The sequence below is a fragment of the Streptomyces sp. PsTaAH-137 genome (assembly GCF_003259365.1).
Taxonomy (GTDB): Bacteria; Actinomycetota; Actinomycetes; order Streptomycetales; family Streptomycetaceae; genus Streptomyces.
The window spans coordinates 471,083-485,849 of sequence record NZ_QLLY01000003.1 but is presented as its reverse complement, the minus strand read 5'-3'; the positions used below and the strand labels follow the sequence as shown (position 1 = coordinate 485,849).

The following is a 14,767-nucleotide window of genomic DNA, read 5'->3' as shown; positions in this document are numbered from 1 at the left end:
GACATGGCCGCTCACCGGCTCGGCACCGGACGACGATCACCGACTGGACCGCCTCGCCGAAGCGCGCGCAGTGCCCCAGCACCTGGCCCCTGCCAGGTCGGACGCGGCAGCGAACAGACCTGCACGGCCGCCGTCTCCGGCGCCCGCTTCCACACACACCCCGCGCCGCAGCGGCGAACTGCCACCCACGCACCGGTCGTTGATCTGTGTGTCCCTGCCCGGTCTCGCGATCTCCTCGGACCAGGGCCAGCTGACCGCACAGGGACTGGAGGGCTTCTACCGCGCGGGACGACGACTCCTGTCCCGCTGCCAGATCCGCGTCTGCGGTCGTGAGCCGATCGCCGTGCAGGCCCGCATGGTCTCCGCCGACCGCGCCCGCTTCGTGGCCGTGGTGCGGGCGTCCCCCGACGCCGGCCCCGACCCGGACATCGTTGTGCAGCGGATCCGGCACGCCGACGGCACCGAGCGGATCACGCTGAGCAGCTCGGCGCTGCGGCCCCTGCGGGTCCCCTTGGAAGTGTCGCTCGGTACGGACCTGGCGGAACTCGGGGCGGTGGCCGTAGGGCAGCCCGGGCGCGAACTGCCCGCGATGGTCCACGACGCCGGGCTGCGCTGGTCCTCGCCCACCGGCCACGTGGTGGTCACCGCGGCACCTGCGCCCACGGATGCACTCGCCTCCGCAGGACTGCTCCGCTGGGAGTTCGAACTGCCGCCGGGCGGTTCCCGCACCGTGGAGCTACGGATTCGCGCGGACGGCACGGGCAGCGGCAGGAGCGCGGGCCACAGCACGGTCCGGCCGTTCGCCGGAGCCCAGGCGCACGGCGACGACCCACGGGTGGAGCCGCTGCTGCGTACCTGTGTCGACGACCTTCAAGCACTGCTCGTGCGCGACCCCGGACATCCGTCGGACGTCCACCTCGCCGCGGGTGCGCCCTGGCGATGCGGCCCGGCTCCGGCGGAGTCGCTGGCCGCCGCCAGAATGGTGCTCCCTCTGGGGACCAAGCTGGCCGCCGGCACGCTGCGCGCGCTGGCCCGCACGCAGCGGACCCGGCCGGGACCGGAATTCGGCCGCCTTCCCGGCCCGCTCAGGCACGCGGGGCCCGGGATCCCACCCAGCTGCACCGGTGTCGAGGCCACCCTGCTGTTTCCGGTGCTCCTCGCCGAGGCCAGACGCTGGGGCCTCGCCGAGCAGGAGACCGCCGAGCTGCTGCCCGCCGCCGAGCGGTGTCTGCAGTGGCTGCGCACCAGCGCCCGCGAAGGGCCGTATGTGCCGGACCCGGGCCCGGACGGACCGGTGCGCTGTGAGACGCAGGCGCACGCGCACCGAGCCGCGCTGGTCGGCGCGGACCTGCTCGACGCGTACGGCAGACCCGGAGCCGGTGAACTGCGGCAGTGGGCGGAGGAGCTGAGACGGCGATTCAGAGAGGACTTCTGGGTGGACGACCGGGGCGGCGGCCGACCGGCGGCGGCCCGAACCGCCTCCGGCCGCCCGGTCCCGTACCTGGGCAGCGGCGCCGCGCATCTGCTGGACACCGGACTGCTCGGCGCGGGCACCTACGCACCGGGTCTCCTGGACAAGGTACAGACCGAGCAGGTCGCGCGGTTGTTCGGCAGCCCCGGGCTCGACTCGGGATGGGGACTGCGCACCCTTGAGGTCAAGGAGCCGCTGTACAACCCCTTCGGGCACCGGACCGGCGCGGTACGCGTGCACGAGACCGCCGTCGCGGTCGCGGGACTGTCCGCGGCCGGATACGAGAAGGAGGCCGCGTCCCTGCTGCGCGGCACCCTGGCCGCGGCGGAGGCGTTCGCCCTCCGGCTACCCGAGATGTACGCGGGGGAGCAGCGGGTCGAGGGCGGTGCCCCGCTGGCGCATCCCGCGGCATGCAGACCGGCCGCAGTCGCCGCGGCGGCGGGCGTGCATCTGCTGGTCACCCTCGTCGGTATCCGCCCAGACGTGCCCGCCGGCACCGTGGCGCTGTCGCCCGTCCGCGGGGCCCCGCTCGGAGAACTGGGCCTGACGGGGCTGAGCGTCGGTGGACACGCGTTCTCCGCGCGGGTCAGCCGGCTGGGGCTCGGGATGGTCGAGGAGGCGGCGGACAGTCTGCAACTGGGGGTGTGACGGCTCCGGCGGAGGCTTGGGCACCCCCGGCGCCGGGCGTCGACTTGGTGGGGAACCACAAGCGAAGGGAGTGTTTATCGTCAGGCAGACGACTATGATCGTTCCATGTCGCCCTACGACCCGTCGGCCTTCCCGCCTTTCGCAGTCACCGTCGACCTGGTCGTGCTGACCGTGCGCCGCCACGCCCTGTGCGCGCTGGCGGTGCGGCGTGGGGAGCCGCCGTTTCAGGGGCGCTGGGCCCTGCCGGGCGGGTTCGTCAGGGACGACGAGGATCTGACCTCGGCGGCCGCGCGCGAGCTGGCCGAGGAGACGGGCCTGTGCGCCCACGACCCGGACGCGCCCGCGCAGGACAATGGCGCGCACCTTGAGCAACTGGCCACCTACGGCGATCCGAAGCGGGACCCGCGGATGCGTGTGGTCAGCGTCGCTCACCTGGCGCTCGCGCCCGACCTGCCGGCGCCGCGGGCCGGCGGAGACGCGCACAGCGCCCGTTGGGCGCCGGTCGAGGCGCTGTTGAACCAGAGTGGCTACGGGCGCGAGGGCGAGCAGACCGAGCCGCTCGCCTTCGACCACGCTCGGATCCTGGCCGATGGGGTGGAGCGGGCCCGGTCGAAGATCGAGTACTCCTCGCTCGCCACGGCCTTCTGCCCGCCGGAGTTCACCGTCGGTGAGCTGCGGCGGGTCTATGAAGCGGTATGGGGAGTCGCGCTCGACCCGCGCAACTTCCACCGCAAGGTGACCGGGACGCCCGGGTTCCTGGTGCCCACCGGCGGTACGACGACGCGCCAGGGCGGTCGCCCCGCCCAGCTCTTCCGCGCGGGCGGGGCCACGCTGCTCAATCCGCCGATGCTGCGACCCGAGGTCTGACCAACTCGCGGACGCGGCAACCTCGTTCGACGCAGGCTTCCCGCCCTGAGGGTGGGAGCGGGATTTCGGGCCGTGTTTTTTCGGGCATCCGAGCCGTCACCCTGCCCTAAATGACAGAAATGTCGCGTTATCTTGCTGTGGTACCCACGGGGTTCGCCTGCCAGGGAACCGGCGGACGGGCCCCGGCCGCCGAGCGGTCGCCCATCCTGCGAGAGAAGCGATGATCCAGGCCATCGGACTGACCAGTACCGCCCGCAAGGAAAGTCCGCCCACGGTCGACGACGTGTCCTTCGAGGCCGTCACGGGCCGTGTGACAGCTCTGCTCGGGGCCCGAGGGGCGGGCAAGACGACCGTGGTGCGGCTGATGCTCGAACTCCAACACGGCCGTGGCATCACCTACTTCAGAGGCCGCCCCCTGCATCGCATCACCCATCCGGCACGCGAAGTGGGTGTACTTCTCGGCGATGTGCCGGGGCATCCGGCCCGTACTGTCCGCGGTCAACTGCGCATGCTCTGCTCGGCGGCCGGTGTTCCGGTCCAGCGCGCGGACGAGGTGCTGGAGGTCGTGGGGCTCGTCAGCCTGCGCGATCTACGGCTCGGCACCTTGTCGCGCGGCATGGACCGACGTCTCGGCCTGGCCTGCGCGCTCCTCGCCGATCCGCACACATTGGTCCTCGACGGCCCGGCGGACGGTCTGTCGATCCGCGAGGGCAAATGGCTGCACGGGATCCTGCGGGCGCACGCGACCGTCGGCGGCACGGTGCTGTTCACCACCGACGACGCCAAGGAGGCGGCGCGGACCGCCGACCGAGTCGTGACTCTCGACGGCGGCCGAGTGATCGCGGACCAGGACGTCGCGGCCTTCGCCCGCACCAGACTTCGCCCCCGGGTCGCCGTCCGCAGCCCGCACGCCGCGCGGCTCGGCGTCCTGCTGGCGAAGGAGGCCCGCACCGCGAAACGCTCCGTCGAGGTCGTCACCGAGGACGGCAACCGGCTGTCGGTCTACGGCAGCAGCTGCGCGGACGTGGGCGAGACCGCGTTCCGGCACAACATCCTCGTACATCAACTCGCCGACGAGACCGGCGACGCGGGCCCCCTGGTGGCGCTGTCTCCCCTTGCCGAAGCCGAAGCCGAAGCCGAAGCCGAAGCCGAAGCCGAAGCCGGGTCCGGCCCTGCCGTCGGCGGCCCGGCGCACCGGACCTTGACCACCTCCTTCGGCCAGGAGGCCGAGACCGAGGGCAACGCCCCGGCCCGCACCCCCGCCCACGCCCGTCCCCTCTCTCCCGCGACCGAGCCGTCTCTCGACGCCTCAGGAGCCGGCAGCACCTTCGTGCCGCTCGTCGGCACGACATCGTCGTCCCCGAGCACCGAGACCGCCAGCGAACCCGGGGAAGAAGCCGCAGGCAGCCCGCGAATGTCCGCCGCGGCGCTGCCCTCGCTGCCGCCCCCCATCACGATCCGTCCCGCACGCGGTCCCTTGCGCCCGCTGCGCTACGAGCTGCGCCGAGCCACCGGCATCGCCACCGGCTATGTCACCGTGGCGCTCGTCGTCGCCGTCTCCGGGCTCATCGCCGTCCTGCTCGCCCGCGCGGGACACACTCCGCAGCCGCTGCTCCTGGCCGCATGGCCCCAGGCGCTGCCCCTGCCGCCGGCCGCCGTGGGAGCGGGACTCCTCGGCGCCTTCGCCTTCGGCGACGAGTTCCGCCACCCCGCCCTCGCCGCCGACCGTGGCACCGTCCCGCACCGCCTGGGGCTTCTCGCGGCCAAACTGATCATCGGCGCGGCGACAGCCGTCCTCATGGCCGTCCTCGTCATCGGCTGCGACGCCGCGCTGCTCCACCTCGTATACGGACAGGAGCTCACCCAGGTTCCCGCCGACTGGCTGTCGCTGAGTGCGAGTTGGATCGCCCTGGTCGTGGCGTGCGCGTGGGCGGGGGTTCTGGCGTCCGGAGTCTTCCGCTCGACCGCCGCCGGTCTCGCCGCCGTGGTGGCCGTTCCGATCGTCATCGTGCCACTCGTACAAAAGGCGCTTGAGGGTCCATCCGTGCGAACGGCGGCAGGGCTGCCGGGGCGGCTTCAGGAACTCGCATTGCTGCACTGGCCCTTCGGCGCGGAGCGATTCGTCGCGGCCGGGGTGCGCATGGTCGCCCAACCTGTGGGCGGCGCGCTGACGTTGTCGCTGACCGCGCTGCTCTGCGCTTATCTGCTCACCGTGCTGCGCCCCAAGGTGCGATGACGACCGTCCGGAGCCTTCCGGCGGTCCTCTGTTCGCAACTCCTTCTGGAACGCCCATTTCTTTCCGATAAGGCGTCAATTGCAGCGAGGACGGCGATCACCCTTTCGTGTGCTTTTCACCAAAGACCTCAAGGGAGTTGGGAACAGCGCCGACAACAGATTCCGTGAGTACCCTTGCGCACACCATGATGACCGCCGCCCGCTCCGCCGACTCCGGCCTCGCCGGACCGGGCGAACTCGACCGCTACCCCTTCCCGGAGTCGGCCGCCGACAGAGTCGGCGCCTCCGCCTGGGACAGCACGGACCATGAACTGGGCCGCGTCGGCCGGCGTGCCACGGGCAACCGGGGCCGCGGTCTGCACGGTCAACTCGTCCAGCAGCTGGGGCAGATGATCGTCTCCGGCGACCTGGGCGCCGACCGCCCGCTGGTGCCCGAGGAGATCGGCCAGCGTTTTGAGGTGTCCCGTACCGTCGTCCGCGAGTCCCTTCGCGTCCTCGAGGCCAAGGGCCTGGTCAGCGCCCGGCCGAACGTCGGCACGCGCGTGCGTCCGGTCAGCGACTGGAACCTGCTGGACCCGGACATCATCGAGTGGCGTGCCTTCGGTCCGCAGCGCGACGATCAGCGCCGCGAGCTGAACGAGCTGCGCTGGACGATCGAGCCGCTCGCCGCGCGACTCGCCGCCGGTCACGGCCGTGAGGACGTGCAGCAGCGCCTTGCCGACATGGTCGAGATCATGGGGCACGCCCTGGGGCAGGGGGACGCGATCACGTTCTCCCGGGCCGATGCCGAGTTCCACTCGCTGCTGATCCAGCTCGCCGGCAACCGGATGCTGGAGCACCTCTCCGGCATCGTCTCGGCGGCTCTCCATGTCTCCGGCGGCCCCGTCACCGGCTGCGACCGCCCGAACGAGACGGCGATCGGCCACCACGCGCGCATCGTCGACGCGCTCGCCGCCGGGGACGGCACCGGTGCCGAGGCCGCGATGCGCCACCTGCTCACCGTTCACCCCGAGGGGGAGCGCGTGGTCCCGGCCCCGCGCGAGCACTGAGCGCGCGGAGCGCCTCAAGAAGAGAAGTCGCGACCAGGTGTCGCCGGACGGCCCACCACGTGCCCCGAGCATGTGCAGGCGGGCGCGATCCGGCGACTCGGTCGTTGAGGGATTCGCCGGGCCTTGGTGCCGGGTTCGTCGAGTGACTGCGGGAGCTCGCAGGGGTGACCGCATCTGCCCGTATCCGTCAGTTTTTGACCGCTTACGGGGTGTGACTCGGGCCACGCAGATTGGGCGTAACGCTCCTCGGGGCAGCGCGATGACCTAAGAGGTGACAGCCGAGGAGGGAATACGGCAGCCGCTTGCGGCGCTGACTATCTCCCCGGTCCCCGCCCACGCCGTCGGCCCATCCCCAAGCCGGCGGTCGTCGGCTCCGGTCCACACAGGACGGGGCCGGAAGCCGTTTTCCAACGTTCCGAGAGGTTGTTCGTGTCGGCCAGCACATCCCGTACGCTCCCGCCGGAGATCGCCGAGTCCGTCTCTGTCATGGCGCTCATTGAGCGGGGAAAGGCTGATGGCCAGATCGCCGGCGACGACGTGCGCCGTGCGTTCGAAGCCGACCAGATTCCGGCCACTCAGTGGAAGAACGTTCTGCGCAGCCTCAACCAGATCCTCGAGGAAGAGGGTGTGACGCTGATGGTCAGTGCCGCTGAGCCCAAGCGTCCCCGAAAGAGCGTCGCAGCCAAGAGTCCGGTCAAGCGCACCGCCACCAAGACTGTCGCGGCGAAGACGGTCACCGCCAAGAGGGTCGCCGCGACCACCGCTCCCGAGTCGACGGCCACCGAGGCCGCTGCCGAGGAAGCCGCCCCCGCGAAGAAGGCCGTGGCGAAGAAGACCACGGCGAAGAAGGCCACCGCCAAGAAGACGGTCGCCAAGAAGACCGCCGCCAAGAAGACGGGCGGCAAGAAGGACGACGAGCTTCTCGAGGACGAGGCGACCGAGGAGACCCCCGCGGCCGCCAAGGGCGAGGGCGAGGAGACCCCCGAGGGCCAGGGCTTCGTCCTGTCGGACGAGGACGAGGACGACGCGCCTGCCCAGCAGGTCGCCGCCGCCGGCGCCACCGCCGACCCCGTCAAGGACTACCTGAAGCAGATCGGTAAGGTCCCGCTGCTCAACGCCGAGCAGGAGGTCGAGCTCGCCAAGCGCATCGAGGCCGGCCTGTTCGCCGAGGACAAGCTGGCCAATGCCGACAAGCTCGCCCCGAAGCTCAAGCGCGAGCTGGAGATCATCGCCGAGGACGGCCGCCGCGCCAAGAACCACCTCCTGGAGGCCAACCTCCGTCTGGTGGTCTCCCTGGCCAAGCGCTACACCGGCCGCGGCATGCTCTTCCTGGACCTCATCCAGGAGGGCAACCTCGGTCTGATCCGCGCGGTCGAGAAGTTCGACTACACCAAGGGCTACAAGTTCTCCACGTACGCCACCTGGTGGATCCGTCAGGCGATCACCCGCGCCATGGCCGACCAGGCCCGCACCATCCGTATCCCGGTGCACATGGTCGAGGTCATCAACAAGCTCGCGCGTGTGCAGCGCCAGATGCTCCAGGACCTGGGCCGCGAGCCCACCCCGGAGGAGCTGGCCAAGGAACTCGACATGACCCCCGAGAAGGTCATCGAGGTCCAGAAGTACGGCCGTGAGCCGATCTCCCTCCACACCCCCCTGGGTGAGGACGGCGACAGCGAGTTCGGTGACCTCATCGAGGACTCCGAGGCCGTGGTCCCGGCCGACGCGGTCAGCTTCACGCTCCTCCAGGAGCAGCTGCACTCCGTGCTCGACACCCTCTCCGAGCGCGAGGCGGGCGTCGTCTCGATGCGCTTCGGTCTCACCGACGGTCAGCCGAAGACCCTCGACGAGATCGGCAAGGTGTACGGCGTCACGCGTGAGCGCATCCGTCAGATCGAGTCCAAGACGATGTCGAAGCTGCGTCACCCGTCGCGTTCGCAGGTCCTGCGCGACTACCTCGACTAGTCACAAGCTCCTGTACGGCCATCAGAAGGCCCGGCGCTCCCCTCGCGAGGGGAGAGTGCCGGGCCTTCTGCGTGCGCGGCTGTGGGTCGATCCTCGCGATGCGTGCGACCCTCCGGTGAATCACTCTGGGTGTTCCACTGCAACTCAGAGTGAGGAGACCGTATGAGTCGTCCCTTCGCGAGAGCGCTGACCGCGTCGCTGACCGTGCTGGCCGCCGCGGCCGTGCTGCCCGTGTCCTCGGCGGCGCCCGCGGTCGCCGACGGCGGGATCATCGGCGGCCGCCAGGTTCAGGTGTCCGACAGCCCGTGGGTGGTGGCCCTCTCCAGTCGTGACCGGTTCGGGGGTACGCGCGCGGGACAGTTCTGCGGGGGCGTGGTCGTCGCACGGACCACGGTCCTCACCGCGGCGCACTGCATGAGCCGGAGCGTGCTCGGGGTGGCGCGCAGCGAGGTGCGCGATCTGAAGGCGATCGCCGGGCGCGACGACCTGCGCGCCGACGAGGGCGCGGAGATCCCCGTCCGGGAGGCGTGGGTCAACCCGGACTACGACGGCTCCACCAACTCCGGAGACGTGGCGGTCCTCACACTGGCCACTCCGCTGCCCGAGGGATATGTGCTCCCGATGGCGGACGAGGGCGACCCCGCCTACGAGCCCGGCACGGCGGCCGAGGTCTACGGGTGGGGTGACACGACGGGCGCGGGCGACTACGCGCGCACCCTGCACGCGGCGCGTGTCCACGTGCTGCCGGACTCGGTGTGCCAGGAGGCGTACCCGGGCAACGCGGACGGCACCTACCTGCCCGCCTCGATGCTGTGCGCGGGCGAGTCGCGCGGCGGCAAGGACGCCTGTCAGGGGGACAGCGGGGGCCCGCTGGTCGCCCGGGGGAAGCTGATCGGCCTCGTGTCCTGGGGCAGCGGCTGTGGGCGCGCTGGGAGCCCTGGTGTCTACACGCGGGTCTCGGACGTGCTGCGCGTGCTGCGGAAGCACTCCTGACGCCCTCGCGCGGACATGAGGACGGGCGGCCACCCCTGGGTGCAGGGGTGGCCGCCCGTTTACCGGCCTGGTGCCGTAGCTGGCTCGTCGTGGATGCGAGGCGTCAGCGTTCCTCGGTGTCGGCGCTTGCCGGAGCGGCGGTGAGTCGCTCCGTCTCGTCCTGTATCTCAGCGGCGATCTTCTTGAGTTCCGGCTCGAACTTGCGACCGTGGTGGGCGCAGAAGAGCAGTTCACCACCGCTGATGAGAACGACGCGCAGATATGCCTGGGCGCCGCAACGGTCACAGCGGTCAGCGGCCGTCAGCGGGCTCGCGGGGGTCAGAACAGTAGTCACGTCGCCTCTTCTCTAGCTCGACGAGCTGTCGTACCAGGGTCAACATCCAACCAGGCCGAAAACGTTCCCGCTCGCGGCTTTTCCTCGAAAATTTTCTCCGAGGCCGGCCAGGTGCTGCCGGGTGGCGGCGAATGTGCCGTATTGCGTCTCTTACGAGTCTTACGGGTTCGCGCGTTCTGTCAGGTCGGTCCTCCCCGGCCGGCTTGCCGGTTGTTCATGAGGACGTGCCCGGAGCCTAAATGGTTCATGCCTGGAAGGGAACGTGATGTGTGCTTCACTCCATCGAGGGATCGAACATGCATGCGACATTGGATTAGTCTGGGCGGGAGGTGAGGGTGGCGTGACAACGGCTCTACCAGGCCTCGGTACCCTCTGAGCGTCGACCGACGCCGGCCCTGTACCCACAAGGGCCCCATCTGAAATTCAGCGAGGAGCGAACCGCGTGACCGCCGAAACGTCCGTGCCGTCCACAGCGCTGCTGACCGGAGCAGACCGGGACGGTTCCAACTACACCGCGCGGCACCTCCTCGTCCTCGAGGGGCTCGAGGCCGTACGCAAGCGTCCGGGCATGTACATCGGCTCGACCGACAGCCGCGGTCTCATGCACTGCCTCTGGGAGATCATCGACAACTCCGTCGACGAGGCTCTCGGTGGCTACTGCGACCGCATCGACGTGATCCTGCACGACGACGGCTCCGTCGAGGTGCGGGACAACGGCCGCGGCATCCCCGTGGACGTGGAGCCCAAGACCGGCCTTTCCGGAGTCGAGGTCGTCATGACCAAGCTCCACGCGGGCGGCAAGTTCGGCGGTGGCTCCTACGCCGCCTCCGGCGGTCTGCACGGCGTGGGCGCCTCGGTGGTGAACGCACTGTCGGCGCGTCTCGACGTCGAGGTCGACCGCGGCGGGAACACGCACGCCATCAGCTTCCGGCGCGGCGTCCCCGGTGCCTTCTCCAAGACCGGCCCCGAAGCTCCGTTCGACCCTGCGGCGCGGCTGAGCAAGACCAAGAGAGTCCCCAAGGCCCGCCAGGGCACGCGCATCCGTTACTGGGCGGACCGCCAGATCTTCCTGAAGGACGCCAAGCTCTCCCTGGAGAACCTGCACCAGCGCGCCCGTCAGACCGCCTTCCTGGTGCCGGGACTCACCATCGTCGTACGGGACGAGTTCGGTCTCGGCGAGGGCGGCAGCAAGGGCGAGGAATCCTTCCGCTTCGACGGCGGCATCAGCGAGTTCTGCGAGTACCTGGCCCAGGACAAGCCGGTGTGCGACGTCCTCCGCTTGACCGGGCAGGGCACCTTCAAGGAGACCGTCCCCGTGCTTGACGAGCACGGCCAGATGACGCCGACCGAGGTCCAGCGCGATCTCGCCGTCGACGTGGCGCTGCGCTGGGGCACCGGCTACGACACGACCATCAGGTCGTTCGTGAACATCATCGCCACCCCCAAGGGCGGCACCCACGTCAGCGGCTTCGAGCGCTCGCTCACCAAGACGATGAACGAGGTGCTGCGCGCCCAGAAGCTGCTGCGTGTCGCCGAGGACGACATCGTCAAGGACGACGCCCTGGAAGGTCTGACGGCGGTCGTCACGGTGCGCCTCGCGGAGCCGCAGTTCGAGGGGCAGACCAAGGAGGTCCTCGGTACCTCGGCGGCGAACCGGATCGTCGCCAATGTGATCGCCAAGGAACTCAAGGCGTTCCTGACGTCCACCAAGCGTGACGCCAAGGCCCAGGCCCGCTCCGTCATGGAGAAGGCCGTCGCTGCCGCCCGGACGCGTATCGCCGCCCGTCAGCACAAGGACGCGCAGCGTCGCAAGACGGCCCTGGAGTCGTCGTCGCTGCCCGCGAAGCTCGCGGACTGCCGCAGTGACGACGTGGAGCGCAGCGAGCTGTTCATCGTCGAGGGCGACTCGGCGCTCGGCACCGCCAAGCTGGCGCGGAACTCCGAGTTCCAGGCGCTGCTGCCGATCCGCGGCAAGATCCTCAACGTTCAGAAGTCGTCCGTCTCGGACATGCTGAAGAACGTCGAGTGCGGCGCGATCATCCAGGTCATAGGAGCCGGGTCGGGCCGGACCTTCGACATCGACGCGGCGCGGTACGGAAAGATCATCCTGCTCGTCGACGCCGACGTCGACGGCGCCCACATCCGTACGCTGCTCCTGACGCTGTTCCAGCGCTACATGCGGCCCATGATCGAGGCCGGCCGCGTCTTCGCCGCCGTGCCGCCGCTGCACCGCATCGAACTGGTCCAGCCGAAGAAGGGCCAGGACAAGTACGTCTACACGTACTCGGACCGCGAGCTGCGCGAGACGCTGCTCGAGTACCAGCGCAAGGGCGTCCGGTACAAGGACTCCATCCAGCGCTACAAGGGCCTGGGTGAGATGGACGCCGACCAGCTGGCCGAGACCACGATGGACCCGCGCCACCGCACGCTCCGCCGGATCAACATCGGCGAGCTGGAGGCCGCGGAGCAGGTCTTCGATCTGTTGATGGGCAACGACGTGGCGCCGCGCAAGGAGTTCATCAGCAGCTCCGCCGCGACCCTCGACCGCTCGCGCATCGACGCCTGACCAGAGCGGCACCGAGCGACACCGGGGGCGCGCCGAACGGCGCGCCCCTTTCGCGTGTCCTGCGCCTCCACCCGTGGGTGGAGGCGCAGGATCCACCCACGATCCACCCCGGCTCCGATCTCCTGACCTGCACTCTTCCGTAGCGTCGACGGTGTTGAACCACTCCGCTCCGACCGCTCCACGGAGGCAGTCATGTCCGGGCCGACCGAAGTTCTCGTGATCGTCGCCGTCGTCGCGTTCGTCGTCGTGCGCCAGTTCAGGACCGAGCGCCTGGCGATGGGCCGCAAGTGGTGGCTGCTGCCTCTGATCCTCGGATTCGTGGCGGTCAGGGACGGTTCCCTGATGGACCCGCGGCACACCGCCGCGTCGGTGGTCCTGCTCGCTGTCGAGGTGGTGGTCAGCATCGGCATCGGGATCGGCTGGGCGTTCACCACCCGGATCTGGGCCGATGAGGAGGGGGACGTCTGGACCAGGGGCACGGCGGCCACCGCCGGCACCTGGGTCGGGGGCATAGCCGCCCGGGCGGCCGTCGTCGGGGTCGGCCTCGCGATGGGCGTCCACCTGGGCAGCTCTTCGTTCATGCTGGGCTTCGCCCTCTCGCTCCTGGCCCGTACCGGTGTCCTGATGTGGCGGGCCGGTCATGAGCAGGCGGCGTACGTTGGTGCAGTCCCGCAGCCGGTGGGGGAGGTCCGCAGGTGAATCCCGGTCTCTGGACGACGTGGCCCACGCGGGAGGCGCTCTCCCGCGTGGGGCGGACGCGCTCCCGGCGCTGGCTCTCCTGGGCGGTGCGGATCGCCCTGGTGGGCACTCTGCTGTGGACCGCGGTGGCCCAGCGCGACGTCGGCCCGTGGGCGGTCGCCGCCGCTCCCGTGGGGCTGATTGCCTGTGCGGCGGCCACCTGGGGCTTCTACTGGACGACGCTGGCTCACCGGCTGTGGCCCTCGCTCGGCCTGCTCGCGCTGCTTCTCCTCGCGGCGATGGCGGCGCACCGCATCGGCTTCCTCGGGCCGTCCACCCTCCTGTGGTGCGGCTGTGCTGTCTACGCTCTGCAGCGCATGCCACTGCTGGCCGCGATCCCGGCCACCGGCGCCTCGCTCGCCGGCTTCGCCGTCGTCAATCGGGACCCGTGGCTGACCACCGCGGCGATCATGGCGGGGCTGTGCCTGTCCGGTTACGTCGTGCGCTTGGACGCCGAGGCCAGAGGCAGCGCACAGCGCCTCCTGGTGCAGGAGCGGGCGGCCCGGGCCGCCGAGGCCGAATCGGCGGCCCTCGCCGAGCGGGCACGGATCGCCCGGGAGATCCACGACGTGCTCGCGCACAGCCTCTCCGCGCAGCTCGTCCACCTGGAGGCGGCGCGCCTCCTCATCGAGCGCGGCGCCGACCGGGAGCAGATCCTGGACCGGGTCGTGGCGGCACGGGGCATGGCCCGCGACGGTCTCACCGAGACCCGGCAGGCGCTGTCGGCGCTGCGCGGCGAGATGACACCGCTGGAGGAGTTCCTCGAAGGACTGGTCGCCGCGGAGGACGGCGTCACGCTCGTGGTGGAGGGTGAGCGCCCCAAGCTCCCCGCCGAGTCCTCGCAGGCGGTACGCAGAGTCGCCCAGGAAGCCCTGACGAACGTACGCAAGCACGCTCCTGGGGCCAAGGCGGCGATGCGGCTGACGTACGAGGCGCGCGAAGTAGCCCTGGAAGTCAGGGACTCGGGGGCGAGTCGGCCGAGCGAGGAGCTCACTGTCAGTGGTGCCGGTTACGGTCTGTTGGGGATGAGGGAGCGTGCCGAGCTGCTGGGCGGGACGCTGGAGGCAGGGCCGTACGGGGAGGGTTTCGTGGTCACGTTGAGGGTGCCCCTGTGAGCGGGGCGAATGCGGGGGAGCGCGTGGGCAGGCCGTCGGCCCGCGTGCTGGTGATCGACGATCAGACGGTGGTGCGCGAAGGCATTGTGATGCTCCTCGGGCTGCTGCCCGGGATCGAGGTGGTCGGCTCCGGGGGCGACGGCGAGGAGGCGCTGGCGCTGGTGGCCGAGTTGGCGCCGGACGTCGTCCTGATGGATCTGCGCATGCCCCGCTGCGACGGAGTGGAGGCGACCCGGCGGATCAGGGCCGGATATCCGGGGACCCAGGTCGTCATTCTGACCACCTACGCCGACGACGATTCGCTGTTCCCCGCGCTCACGGCCGGAGCACGGGGATATCTCACCAAGGACGCCGGGGGCGACGAGATCGTCAAGGCCGTCGAGAATGTGCTGTCCGGTGACGCCGGACTCTCCCCGGGAATCCAGCGGAGGCTCCTGGAGAGGCTGGCGCGTCCCGAGCCCGTGGCGGTGCCCGGGCCGACGGAGCCGCCGGACGGGCTCACGGCGCGGGAAGCGGAAGTCATCGGCCTCATCGCCGACGGACTGACGAACCAGGAGATCGCCCGGGCGCTCCATGTCTCCACCGCGACGGTGAAAACGCACATTAATAATTTGTTCGCGAAAACCGGCCTCAAGGACCGTGCGCAGGCGGTGCGTTACGCATATCGGCACGGGCTTGCGAACCCACCGGAAACTAACCGTACTTTGCCATCACCTAATGGGGTGACAGACTTGTGAGCTGAGTCCAGGATCTTCCCGATCTGTCCATCCTTGGCACGCGGCCGCA

The 14,767-nt window shown here is 70.4% G+C and carries 11 protein-coding genes; 10 read left to right on the top strand and 1 reads right to left on the bottom strand.

From position 1 onward, the window contains the following. The first annotated feature begins 199 nt into the window (after nt 1-199). From K377_RS08520 to K377_RS08495, 6 genes are all read left to right on the top strand, one after another. Nucleotides 200-2,119 carry a glycogen debranching N-terminal domain-containing protein gene (locus tag K377_RS08520; protein WP_111662568.1) on the top strand — a complete coding sequence of 640 codons (1,920 nt, stop codon included), beginning with the start codon at nt 200-202 and terminating at the stop codon, nt 2,117-2,119. A 105-nt stretch (nt 2,120-2,224) separates the two neighbouring features. Beyond that, nucleotides 2,225-2,986, top strand: a complete 762-nt coding sequence (locus K377_RS08515; protein ID WP_111662567.1) for an NUDIX domain-containing protein — start codon at nt 2,225-2,227, stop codon at nt 2,984-2,986. A 220-nt stretch (nt 2,987-3,206) separates the two neighbouring features. Continuing rightward, nucleotides 3,207-5,222, top strand: a complete 2,016-nt coding sequence (locus K377_RS08510) for an ATP-binding cassette domain-containing protein (protein ID WP_111662566.1) — start codon at nt 3,207-3,209, stop codon at nt 5,220-5,222. Between the two features lie 163 nt (nt 5,223-5,385). Beyond that, nucleotides 5,386-6,270, top strand: coding sequence for a FadR/GntR family transcriptional regulator (locus K377_RS08505; protein WP_111662565.1), 885 nt, complete (start codon nt 5,386-5,388; stop codon nt 6,268-6,270). A gap of 429 nt (nt 6,271-6,699) precedes the next feature. Continuing rightward, nucleotides 6,700-8,235 (top strand): RNA polymerase sigma factor, encoded by a 1,536-nt coding sequence (locus K377_RS08500; protein WP_111662684.1) that lies wholly within the window; start codon nt 6,700-6,702, stop codon nt 8,233-8,235. Nucleotides 8,236-8,397: 162 nt separating this feature from the next. Beyond that, nucleotides 8,398-9,228 (top strand): trypsin-like serine protease, encoded by an 831-nt coding sequence (locus tag K377_RS08495; protein WP_111662564.1) that lies wholly within the window; start codon nt 8,398-8,400, stop codon nt 9,226-9,228. 103 nt (nt 9,229-9,331) lie between these two features. Here K377_RS08495 and K377_RS08490 read toward each other — a convergent pair whose 3' ends face one another. After that, entirely contained in the window at nt 9,332-9,562 is a 231-nt protein-coding gene (locus K377_RS08490) for a hypothetical protein (protein ID WP_111662563.1), read from the bottom strand. Nucleotides 9,563-10,004: 442 nt separating this feature from the next. Here K377_RS08490 and K377_RS08485 point away from each other — a divergent pair, with 442 nt between their 5' ends. From K377_RS08485 to K377_RS08470, 4 genes are all read left to right on the top strand, one after another. Then, nucleotides 10,005-12,128: a type IIA DNA topoisomerase subunit B gene (locus K377_RS08485; RefSeq protein WP_111662562.1), complete on the top strand. Its 2,124-nt coding sequence runs from the start codon at nt 10,005-10,007 to the stop codon at nt 12,126-12,128. A 192-nt stretch (nt 12,129-12,320) separates the two neighbouring features. Further along, nucleotides 12,321-12,827, top strand: a complete 507-nt coding sequence (locus tag K377_RS08480) for a DUF1453 domain-containing protein (protein WP_111662561.1) — start codon at nt 12,321-12,323, stop codon at nt 12,825-12,827. Next, complete coding sequence (locus K377_RS08475) at nt 12,824-13,981, top strand: sensor histidine kinase (RefSeq protein WP_111662560.1); 1,158 nt, start codon at nt 12,824-12,826, stop codon at nt 13,979-13,981. Before K377_RS08480 ends, K377_RS08475 begins: the two co-directional genes overlap by 4 nt. Beyond that, the gene (locus K377_RS08470; protein ID WP_181512504.1) at nt 13,978-14,718 is read left to right on the top strand and encodes a response regulator transcription factor; all 741 of its coding nucleotides are present in this window, start codon (nt 13,978-13,980) and stop codon (nt 14,716-14,718) included. The genes K377_RS08475 and K377_RS08470 overlap by 4 nt, the downstream gene beginning before the upstream one ends. Nucleotides 14,719-14,767: the final 49 nt, after the last annotated feature.

Excerpts from the sequence above, each read along its gene's own strand:
- K377_RS08510 (WP_111662566.1), top strand. The coding sequence starts at position 3,207 with ATGATCCAGGCCATCGGACTGACCAGTACCGCCCGCAAGGAAAGTCCG.
- K377_RS08480 (WP_111662561.1), top strand. The coding sequence starts at position 12,321 with ATGTCCGGGCCGACCGAAGTTCTCGTGATCGTCGCCGTCGTCGCGTTC.
- K377_RS08515 (WP_111662567.1), top strand. The coding sequence starts at position 2,225 with ATGTCGCCCTACGACCCGTCGGCCTTCCCGCCTTTCGCAGTCACCGTC.
- K377_RS08495 (WP_111662564.1), top strand. The coding sequence starts at position 8,398 with ATGAGTCGTCCCTTCGCGAGAGCGCTGACCGCGTCGCTGACCGTGCTG.